A 9,578-nucleotide genomic window follows, 5' to 3' on the forward strand; every position below is an offset into this window, starting at 1 on the left:
AACCCTACTATCTTACTAAGTTTCCAACCCCTGTCAAGAGCCCGGGGCGAACCGGAATCTAACAGAGACTCGACCTCAGCCCATCAGAGATCACGCACCGGCTAGGCCGTTGAAGCGATCACTCGAACGAGCGGAGCGGGCCGGCCACCACGAAGGCGTCCTGCATCCCATAGAGATCGACCGCGCACGATCAGCGCCGCACCGGTGAACCAGCACGACGATCGATCGAGAGTGGAGGAGTCCCGAGGGCCGACCGCCATCTGGCGTTCCGCATCCCGTCGGGCAGGTAGAACGTTAGACGCTCGCACCGGCCGCGTCAACTCGATTGCCGTACCCAGCCGGTTGATGCGCCAAACTCCCAGGTCGGATGCCGATCAGCACGTCGAGTGGAACAGGCCGGCCACCGCGTGGGATTCGGCCAGCCGGTTGTAGAGCTCCGCGGCGGCGGTGGTCTCTTCGACATGAACCTCGACCTCAGCGGCCTCCAGCAGGCCAAGGACCTCTGGTGTGGTCTCAAGGCGCAGCTCCATCCCCTGGCTGAGCACGACCACCGTGCAGCCGTGGTCCAGGAGCTCCCGCACGTCGGCCGGCTGAATTCCCGGGCTGTGCCGGGTGCCGGTCTCGGACCAGTCCCAGAGGCGTCCGCCACCCGGATAGAGCTTGAAGTCCTTTCCGGATCCGATGCCCTCGACCTCCATCCGCCCCCAGGAGATATGGGTGATGCGCGGCGAGCGGTCCGGTCGTTCCATCGAGGTCCTCCTACATCCACCGAACCACCTCTTCGCGGTGGCCGCCCGGCACGGGCGCCGGGTACTGAAACAAGTCAGGCTAGGCACCCGACGAGCATCCGTCGATCCATGGGAAGGGCGCACGATCAGGCTCGACCCATCCCCGCCGTGCGGGCTCGCTCGCCAGCGTGACGGACCGGTAGAACCGCGAGAGCAGGCGCTTGTCGAGCAGTGCCGGATGCCGCTCCAGAAAGCCGTCGAAGTCGCCGGAGCGCGGCTCGGTCTCGACGTGATGGCCGACGAGTTCGATCCACGCGCGAGTCACCGTGGCGTTGTACTTCTGCGGTCTCCCCGCGTACTCCGCCACCCGCCGGATCCCCGCGCCGATCCGCTCGTGCGCCCCCATCGTGCCGTGCTCCCGTACCGCGAGCCAGGCCAGGTGAAGGTGTTCACGGTGGCCGAAGGCGCCCCCGTCTCCCCTCACCCGCTCCATCAGCCGCTCGAAGTCGTCGATCATCTAGCCTCCGCGAGTGCGGTGACGACCGCGCGAAACCCGGCGACCGCCTCAGCGGGAAGCCGTCCGATCAGGCGGTCCTCCAGTTCGGTGACGGCTTCGCGTACTTCGGCCGCCACGTCGGTGCCCGCCGAGGTGAGCTCGATCATGACGGCACGGCGGTCGGTGGGGTGGGCACGGCGGACGAGATGCCCCTTCCGCTCCAGCCGGTCCAGCACTCCGGTCAGCGTGGTGGCGCGCGTCCCGGTCGCCATGCCGAGCTCGGCGACGCTCCGGCGCCGCCCGTCCGCGAGATTGGCCAGGGCGTTGAGCTCCGACGGCGTCATGCCCAGGTGGGACAGGGTGGCGGAGAGCGCGTTCAGCGTCGCGTGCGTGGCCTGCTGCAGCAGCAGGAGAGCCGGCCGCGCCGATGCCACGGATTCGGATATCACGAGAATAGATTATACGATAATGGACTATTTGCCCAACGCTCGGACGCTTATCGCCCGCGCTCAAAACGGGACGACATCGGAGCCCGAGGCCGCCACGGAGCGAGGTGCGAGAATCGACCTGTGAGCGATCACACAACGGCTCGGCCCGGAGGCGCCGGTACCGCGGACTGGCATCGGCGGCTGGAGCACATCCGTTCCGGCGAGCTCAGCTCCGACACCGCGCAGACGTCGGGGATGCGGCGGTTCGAGGCGATCTCGGGCGAGACGGTCGGCGCCCAGAGGCTATGGATGGGCCGCACCCATGTCGGCCCCGCCACGAATTCCGGTGACCACCACCACGGCGAGGCCGAGACGGCGATCTACATCGTCTCCGGCCATCCCGTCTTCGTGTTCGCCGAAGGCGGCCACGAGGTACGGGTCGAGACGGCGCCCGGCGACTATGTGTTCGTTCCGCCGTACGTTCCGCACCGCGAGGAGAATCCCGCATCGGACGAGGAGGCCGTCGTCGTGATCGCGCGGAGCACGCAGGAGGCCATCGTGGTCAATCTGCCGAGCCTGTTCACCGAGGTCGCCCGGCCGGGATCCTGACCCGGCGGGACCCACCGGTCCGATCGGCCGACATCGGCTGACGTGTCCGATCGGTCCTCACCGCTTCTCCTGCGCGCCGGCCGCGTCGTCGTCCGCGTCGTCGTCCGCGCGCCGGTACAGGACCGAGGTCGTCCGGAACTCGGCGACCCCGTCGACCGGCGGCATCTCGTAGCCGTTCGAGCGAATGTGCTCGAGCAACGCGGACTCCGGACGGATGCCGTGGGTGCGCAGGTAGTAGGGCGTGATGTCGCTCCAGATCCAGGTTCCGTCGGTACGGAAGCTCATCGGCACGACGCGACCGCGGTCGCGGTGGATGACGTCGTAGATGAGCGCCGTGGTGATGAGGATGGGCGTGCCCGCCTCGAGATAGCCCAGCAGGCGTTCGCGTTCGTACAGGTCATCGATTCGCGGGGCGCACTCGAGGGCGGCCGGGTGGATCCCAACGCATCCCTCGACCACCGAGGCGATGCGGATGCCGGGGTCCGGGTCGGCCGACCAGAGCAGGTCGCCCTCGGCTCGGGCCGTGCGCTGGTAGGCCGGCAGCCACTCGCCGGCAGGGTAGACCTCGACCTGGGGGCACGGCTCTCCCGCCGCGGCGATCCGGTACTGCAGCCGGTCGGCGAGCCCGACCGCGTCCGAGCCGGCGTCGACCTCCACGACGAACACGCGCTTCGCCGCTCGCTCATGCCCGCCGGGCGGGTGCCGCCAAGCCCGCCAGAGCCCGCGCGCCCCGTGCTCCGCCGAGGCGGCCGCGACGGCCGCCTCGTCGACGTGGCCCGCGGAGACGCCCCGGCCCGCCGCGGCGGGACCGAACCAATGCCGGGGCATCGGATCGCCGTACGACGACTGGGCCAGCACGAGCGCCGCCAGACCGGAGCCGTCGTCGTGCAGCAGTTCGACCAGGCACCGCGCGTCGTCACGGGTCGGCCGAAGACCGTGGCCGACGACGGCGAGCGTCAAGTCCATGGCCATCTCGCGGTAGCGGCCCTCGTGCAGCAGATGCCGGGAGCCGGTCATCAGCCCGTCGGGCAGACGCCCGGCGAGTCGCAGCAGCAGCCAATGACACGCGCGGCGAGCTTCGAACTCGGTGAGCATCGGCCCGTTCCTCCCCTGGGCGGCATCCCTACGGGTGGTACCGCAGGCGGGCACCGGAAGGTTCAACGGGAGGAGTAGGAATTTCGAGTGGAGCTATGGGGATTCGAACCCCAGACCTCCTCCATGCCATGGAGGCGCGCTACCAACTGCGCCATAGCCCCATGCGCGGATCCGCGATCCGGCGCACACGGAAGCTTAGCCCACCCGTCCGGCCGCTCGGGACACCTGCGCGCCGCCCGGCGGGCACGCCGCTCCGCCCGCACCGGTGTTGCGGCCGCCCGTGAGACCAGCGCACCGGAGAGGCATCTGTCGCCCCCGAGTGAGGTGCTCAGCGGTACGGGTGAACATAGCCTCTGGTCAGGTAGCCGGAGGAGGGTGGAGCCATGGACGTCCAGCCTGGTTGTGGCCAGTGCAACTGCTCCCTGGGCGAGCAGGAGATCAACAGGGTCGCCGTGACGATGCGAGATCGCTGAGACCGTACCGGCGAAGCGGCGCGCCCGTCCGTGCGGCCCGCCGGTCTGATCATCCCCGGTGGGAGACTCTCCGGGTGATGATCCGATGACCGTACTGCTCACCCGGTCCGACGTACGGCGTCTGCTCGAGGTCGACGCCGCACTCGGCGCGCTGCGCGCGGGGTTCACGGCCGAGCGCCCGCCCATCGAGGCGCTGCGCGTACGCACCGACCTGCCTCGGGCCGGCAGTTCGGCGACCACGCTGCTCCCGGGCCTCATCGGCGGGATCCCCGCCTACACGGTGAAGGTCAACGCGAAGTTCCCCGATGCCGTTCCGGCCCTGCGCGGTCTGCTCTGCCTGCATTCGGTCGAAGACGGCACGCTGTTCGCGGTCATGGACTCCGCCGAGGTGACCGCCTGGCGTACCGGCCTGTCGGCGGCGCTCGCCACGGATCTGCTGGCTCCGCCAGGCGCCGACACGCTGGGCGTCATCGGAGCCGGCGCTCAGGCCGGGATGGTCGTGCGAGGGCTCGCCGCGCTGCGACGGCACGACTCCGTCGTCGTCTGCGACCTCTCCGCCGACCGGGCCCGGGCCTTCACCGCAGAGGCCGAAGCCATGACGTGCGCGCCCGCGCGCGTCGTGGCGACCCCCAGGCAGATCACGGCGGCGGCCGCAACCGTGATCATTGCCACCTGGGCGCGCGAGCCGCTCCTGGACCTGCCCGACGTCCCTCCCGGTTGTCACGTCACCAGCCTGGGTGCCGACGAGCCCGGCAAGCGGGAGCTCTCGGCGGACCTGCTGCGCGGCGCCACGCTGTTCGTCGACGATGTGCCACTGAACCTGCGGATGGGCGCCGTCGGCAACGCCGGCCTCGGCCCTGAGGCGGTGGCGGCGACCCTCACCGAAGTCCTGCGGGGCGAGCACCCCGGCCGTTCGAGCCCCGGCGAACTCACCGTCTACGCGCCGGTCGGCCTTCCCTGGCAGGATCTCGCCCTGGCGTGGGCCTGCTACCAGGCGGCCCTGTCGGACGGCGGCGGAACCCGGATCGACTTCCTGTCCTGACCGGAGGGCCGTGTCACCCTCCTGCCCTCATCAGGGGTGTGACACGGCCCGGCACCCGGGTCACGCGCTTCGTGGTGACGAACAGAACGGTGCGCGGATACGCGCCAGAAGCCTTTCTCCGGATATGACCGGAGTGGCGCTTTTCTACGGGAATACAGACTTAGTTCCTGAGGTGTGATGTTCGTGGGCGCCACAGCCGATTCGCTGTCGTTATGCTGCCGACAGCTGCGTTCCGGCTGCCCGCACCTGCCCTGCCACTGCACTGCCACTGCTCTGTCGCTGCTCTGTCGCTGCGGTGGGCATGCGCTCCGATTGTGCTTTCGCTGCCGGAACAACGAAGCGTGCCTGGTCAGCGGTAGAGGGGCGTACCGCTGGACCCGGCGTAGGCCCGAACCTGCGGGCGGCGGGAGATGTGGAAAGGGACGACGGTGACTGAGGCGGAGTCTGGGGTGGACGCGTCCCTGCGCTTCGAGATTCTGGGGCGGCTGCGAGGTTGGCGCGGGGACCATGAGCTGGACCTCGGCCCGGGAAAGCAACGCGCGGTCCTCGCCGTACTCCTTCTCAACGCCAACAGGCCCACACCGACGGCCGCGATCGTGGACGCGGTGTGGCGCGACGATCCGCCGGAGAACGGCGCCAACGTCGTCCAGAAGTACGTCGCCGGGCTCCGGCGGATCTTCGAACCGAACCGCGAGCCCCGAACGCCGTGGCGAGCGCTGACCCTCGACGACGCCGGCTACGCACTGCACGTCGAGCCCGACCGTCTCGACGCCGAGTTGTTCCAGCGCCGACTGCGACAGGCCCGTGAGGCGCGGTCGCAGGACCGGCGGGGCGAGGCCATCGAGCATCTGCGCACCGCACTCGGACTGTGGCGGGGCGAGGCTCTGGCGGGGCTCCAGGGGCCCGCGTTCGACGCGGCGCGCGAACGGCTGGAAGAGGACCGTGCGGGCGCTTTGGAGGCGTGCGCGGAGATCGAGCTCGAGCTGGGGCACCATCACCGGCTCGTGGCGGAACTCGTCCGGCTGGTCGCCGAGTTCCCGATGCGGGAGCAGTCGCGCTATCTGCTCATCCTCGCCCTCTACCGCAGCGGGCGGCAGGCCGAGGCACTGGCGGCGTTCCGGGACGCGCGACGCTTCCTGACGGACGAGTTCGGCGTCGAACCGGGAGAGCGGCTTCAGCAACTGCACGTCGGCATCCTTCGCTCCGACCCGGCCCTAGGGGCAAGGCCCGGCGCCGATGAGGGACCACCCTCGCTGGTCAAGACCCCGCCGGCCGATCCGGACCCGCCGGCCACGCGGCCGCCCGTGGACGCGGAAGCCTGGGCACCGGTGACGCCGGAGCCGCAGGGATCCCCCGGGCCGCGCGAGGCACCGGGATCGCCCGCCGGGCAAGTGCCCCAGCCCGGCGTGCAGGTGCCGCAGCCCGGCATGCAGGTACCCCAACCCGGTGTGCAAGTACCGCAGCCCGGAATGCAGGTGCCGCATCCCGTCATGACCGGCATGCATTATTGGGGCCCTCGGCCGGTCTGGGTACAACCGGTCCCAATGCACGCCCCGGTCTGGCCGGTGCCCTTCTACCGGCAGCCGTGGCTGCGCAGACTGGTCGCGGCGGCGGTGCCGGTGTGCTCTTTCGGGATGCTGACCTGGGTGGGCATCGGCTACTTCGCGGCCCGCCGCCGGAGCTGGCTCCTGACCCTGGTCACCCTCGGCTACGTCGGCCTCGTCGTCCTCATGTTCATGGGACTGGACGAGTCCGAACCCGCCGGTTCCACGATGGAGAACCTCGCTGTCACCTCCATGCTGGTGCTGATGGTGGGCGGGGCCGTGCACTGCGCTCTGCTGGTCACCTGGCCCCGTCGCGAGGCCTCCACACGCCGTCTGGACCCCAGTCTGATCGGCGATCTCGAACGCCGCGTCCGCCGGGAGCAGGCGCTTTCGCTGGTGCGTTATTACCCGGCGATCGCTCGTGAGCTGAACATCGGCCGCCCCGACCTGCCGCAGTTCTTCGAGGACGGCGGGCTGGTCGACGTCAACGCCGTACCCACGCCGGTCCTCGCCGCCCTGCCCGGCATGACCGCGCACCAGGCACGGCAGATCGTGGCCCAACGGCAGGCCCAGGGCGGTTTCGGCTCGGTGGAGGATCTCATCGTCTGGGGGCTGATCGCCCCTGCGACGGCCCAGGCCCTGCGCGAGACGCTGGTGGCGATCCGGCCCGAGACGGTCCAGCCGCCTACTCCGCGGACCTGGCATGTGGGCGGATCGATCCCCCCGCAGCGGCCCTGACCGTGCCCGGAATGGCGAAGGGCCGGTACGAGGGCGTATCGCCCGTACCGGCCCGGATTCATACCCAGATCTGTGGAGCTATGGGGATTCGAACCCCAGACCTCCTCCATGCCATGGAGGCGCGCTACCAACTGCGCCATAGCCCCGTGCGACTGCTGGGCTCTCACCCGCAGCGCTTCGCCAGTGTATAGGACACCGAACCTCGGATCGAACCGGATTCCGGGAGCGCTCAGGCCCCGTTCTCCGTGCGGTCGTCGCTGAGCACCGGCTTGGGCAGGGTGCCGGCGTTGTGCTCGATCAACCGCCAGCCGGAACGGCCCTCGGCGAGGACCGACCAGTTGCAGTTGGAAAGGCCGCCGAGGCGCCCCCAGATCTCCTCGGGGAATCCAAGCACCTCGGCCATGCCGAGGCGCAGCGCGGCGCCGTGCGAGGCTACGACCAGTACCCCTTCGGAGGGCACTCCGTCGAGCGCCCGCCCGAGCGCCGCCGCGACCCGCTTGGCCACCTGCTCGCTGGTCTCGCCGCCCGGCGGCTCCCACACCGCGTGCTCGGCGGGATAGCGCTCGCGGATCTCGGTGGCGGTGAGCCCTTCCCACTCTCCGCCGTCACGCTCCATCAGATCCGCGTCGTATGCCACCGCCAGCCCGGTGAGCCGGGCCAGCGATCCGGCGGTCGTCGCGGCGCGCCGCAACGGCGAGGAGATGATCGCGGTGGGGTTCAACCCCGACAGCAGCCGGGCGGCACGCTCCGCCTGGGCCACGCCGGTCTCGTCCAGCTCGATGTCGGTCTTGCCCTGGAAGCGCTGCTCGAGGTTCCAGGTCGTCTGGCCATGCCGCCAGAGCACCAGGCGGCGCTTGCCCCGGCCGGCCGGAACCTGCGTCACAGCGCGCTCCGCCCGCGCTGGGCGGCGTGCGCGTTGACGCTTTCGGGCAGCTCGATCCGCGGGCAGTCCTTCCACAGCCGCTCGAGGGCGTAGAAGAGCCGGTCCTCTTCGTGCTGTACATGAACGATGATGTCGATGTAGTCGAGCAGCACCCAGTGGCCTTCGCGCTCGCCCTCACGGCGTACGGGCTTGGCGTCGGCATCCTCACGAAGCCGCTTCTCGATCTCGTCGACGATCGCACGGACCTGACGGTCGCTCGCCGCCGAACAGAGCACGAACGCGTCGGTGATGACGAGCTGGTCGCTCACGTCATAGGCGATGATGTCATCGGCCAGCTTCTCCCCCGCCGCCTCTGCGGCGAGCCGGACCAGCTGGGTTGCCTTATCGGATGCTGTCACGGTGCGACGTGATCCTCCTTGTCCGGGGACGATGTCCCGGCTTCCACCTTCTCATGACGGGTTAAGCGGCCCAGGTCCAACGGTGCTTCCCACGAGACTATCCGGGCCCATCGGCTTCCCCGAAGGTGTTTTCCACCGTCCTCGCCGTGACAAGCCACAATATTGCCGCCATAGCCGAAATTTCGCACACTCAAGCACAAGTCATGGGGCTCCGCCCGCCTGGGCCCAGATCGTTGAACCCGGCTCTGACCAGGCAGAACACCGTGTCAATCAGCCCGCGGGGGGATGGCGGAGAAACAGATGCCTGCAACCGGGCCTGCACCATCCCCACCGATGGCGCCATCGAGCACGGGACGTGCGACATAGACCGTTCAGGTGACGATTACCTCACGCGCGGTTCACGCTTCCCTGATTTCAGGTGTGGCTCAGGTCACTCTGGTTACGCTCCTTCCGACACTGGAGCCACCCTGGGGACCCTCAACCCCGATCAACGCACGTCATCGACCCCCTAGGGGCAGCAATGCGTGGACTTCCCCTCTCCGCTTGGGCGTACGTGTGCGGCACCGTCGCGGCCGCCGTCGCACTCCTCGCGATGTCCTCGTACGCGCGGCTGGACCACCACGTGCTGGCCGTCCTCGTCGTGCTGTTCATCGCCCTCGACTCCGCCCCGGCGAAACTGAGCGTCGAGCGGGCGCGCGTGAGCATGAGCTACGCAGCGGGTCTCGCCTCCGTCGTGCTGCTCGGGTCTGTCGGCGCCGCGGTCGTCGGCGCGAGCGCGATCATCACCGGGCAGAGGCTCCGCTCACCCGTCAAGCGCTTGTTCAATGGGGCCCAGTTCGCGCTGTGCGGTTACGCCGCAGGCACCGTCTACTCCGCCCTCGGGGGCCTGACGCACCAGCCGGCCCAGCCGCACTGGGTCGAATACGCGCTCACGCCCTTCCTCGGCGCGCTCGTGACCTACGTCGTCGTCAATCTCCTGCTCGCCGGCGGCGTACTGCTGCTGAGCAAGCAGGCCCCCCTGTGGGGGCTGCTCTGGGCCAGCGGGCACCTGGCCGTCGGCGTCCTCGGCTACGGGGTGATCGGGCTGCTCATCGCCGGGCTGTGGCCGACGCTGGGCCCCGGGGTCCTCGTGCTCGTGCTGCTG

9 protein-coding genes, 2 tRNA genes and 1 pseudogene are annotated in these 9,578 nt (G+C 69.7%); 4 read left to right on the forward strand and 8 right to left on the reverse strand.

The window, feature by feature from the left end:
* Positions 1-374 precede the first annotated feature (374 nt).
* The 3 genes from HKK74_RS38585 to HKK74_RS38595 form a co-directional block, all read right to left on the reverse strand.
* Positions 375-749, reverse strand: coding sequence for an Mth938-like domain-containing protein (locus HKK74_RS38585; RefSeq protein WP_187248396.1), 375 nt, complete (start codon positions 747-749; stop codon positions 375-377).
* A 79-nt stretch (positions 750-828) separates the two neighbouring features.
* Positions 829-1,245, reverse strand: a complete 417-nt coding sequence (locus HKK74_RS38590; protein WP_187248397.1) for a hypothetical protein — start codon at positions 1,243-1,245, stop codon at positions 829-831.
* Positions 1,242-1,673 carry a MarR family winged helix-turn-helix transcriptional regulator gene (locus HKK74_RS38595; RefSeq protein ID WP_222723262.1) on the reverse strand — a complete coding sequence of 144 codons (432 nt, stop codon included), beginning with the start codon at positions 1,671-1,673 and terminating at the stop codon, positions 1,242-1,244. The genes HKK74_RS38590 and HKK74_RS38595 overlap by 4 nt, the downstream gene beginning before the upstream one ends.
* A 120-nt stretch (positions 1,674-1,793) precedes the next feature.
* Between HKK74_RS38595 and HKK74_RS38600 the strand changes: the two genes are divergently transcribed.
* Complete coding sequence (locus tag HKK74_RS38600; RefSeq protein WP_187248398.1) at positions 1,794-2,261, forward strand: cupin domain-containing protein; 468 nt, start codon at positions 1,794-1,796, stop codon at positions 2,259-2,261.
* A 57-nt stretch (positions 2,262-2,318) separates the two neighbouring features.
* Here the strand turns inward: HKK74_RS38600 and HKK74_RS38605 are convergent, their stop codons facing one another.
* Both HKK74_RS38605 and HKK74_RS38610 read right to left on the reverse strand, forming a co-directional pair.
* Entirely contained in the window at positions 2,319-3,356 is a 1,038-nt protein-coding gene (locus HKK74_RS38605; RefSeq protein ID WP_187248399.1) for a hypothetical protein, read from the reverse strand.
* A gap of 88 nt (positions 3,357-3,444) precedes the next feature.
* Positions 3,445-3,517 (reverse strand) — tRNA-Ala (locus HKK74_RS38610).
* A 397-nt stretch (positions 3,518-3,914) separates the two neighbouring features.
* Here HKK74_RS38610 and HKK74_RS38615 point away from each other — a divergent pair.
* On the forward strand, positions 3,915-4,871 hold the full coding sequence (locus HKK74_RS38615; RefSeq protein WP_187248400.1) for an ornithine cyclodeaminase family protein: 957 nt from the start codon (positions 3,915-3,917) through the stop codon (positions 4,869-4,871).
* 449 nt (positions 4,872-5,320) lie between these two features.
* Entirely contained in the window at positions 5,321-7,153 is a 1,833-nt protein-coding gene (locus HKK74_RS38620; protein ID WP_187248401.1) for a BTAD domain-containing putative transcriptional regulator, read from the forward strand.
* A 73-nt stretch (positions 7,154-7,226) separates the two neighbouring features.
* On the opposite strand, the gene HKK74_RS38625 is transcribed toward HKK74_RS38620, so the two are convergent.
* The 3 genes from HKK74_RS38625 to rsfS form a co-directional block, all read right to left on the reverse strand.
* A tRNA-Ala gene (locus HKK74_RS38625) sits at positions 7,227-7,299 on the reverse strand.
* An 83-nt stretch (positions 7,300-7,382) separates the two neighbouring features.
* Entirely contained in the window at positions 7,383-8,036 is a 654-nt protein-coding gene (locus HKK74_RS38630; RefSeq protein WP_312882203.1) for a histidine phosphatase family protein, read from the reverse strand.
* Complete coding sequence (gene rsfS, locus HKK74_RS38635) at positions 8,033-8,434, reverse strand: ribosome silencing factor (protein ID WP_187248403.1); 402 nt, start codon at positions 8,432-8,434, stop codon at positions 8,033-8,035. Before rsfS ends, HKK74_RS38630 begins: the two co-directional genes overlap by 4 nt.
* 520 nt (positions 8,435-8,954) lie before the next feature.
* On the opposite strand from rsfS, the pseudogene HKK74_RS38640 reads away from it, so the two are divergent.
* A pseudogene (locus tag HKK74_RS38640) lies at positions 8,955-9,578 on the forward strand (metal-dependent phosphohydrolase); the annotation flags it as partial.

This window comes from Actinomadura alba, assembly GCF_014323705.1.
Taxonomy (GTDB): domain Bacteria; phylum Actinomycetota; class Actinomycetes; order Streptosporangiales; family Streptosporangiaceae; genus Actinomadura_C; species Actinomadura_C alba.

Excerpts from the sequence above, each read along its gene's own strand:
- HKK74_RS38585 (WP_187248396.1), bottom strand. The coding sequence starts at position 749 with ATGGAACGACCGGACCGCTCGCCGCGCATCACCCATATCTCCTGGGGG.
- HKK74_RS38590 (WP_187248397.1), bottom strand. The coding sequence starts at position 1,245 with ATGATCGACGACTTCGAGCGGCTGATGGAGCGGGTGAGGGGAGACGGG.
- HKK74_RS38605 (WP_187248399.1), bottom strand. The coding sequence starts at position 3,356 with ATGCTCACCGAGTTCGAAGCTCGCCGCGCGTGTCATTGGCTGCTGCTG.
- HKK74_RS38615 (WP_187248400.1), top strand. The coding sequence starts at position 3,915 with ATGACCGTACTGCTCACCCGGTCCGACGTACGGCGTCTGCTCGAGGTC.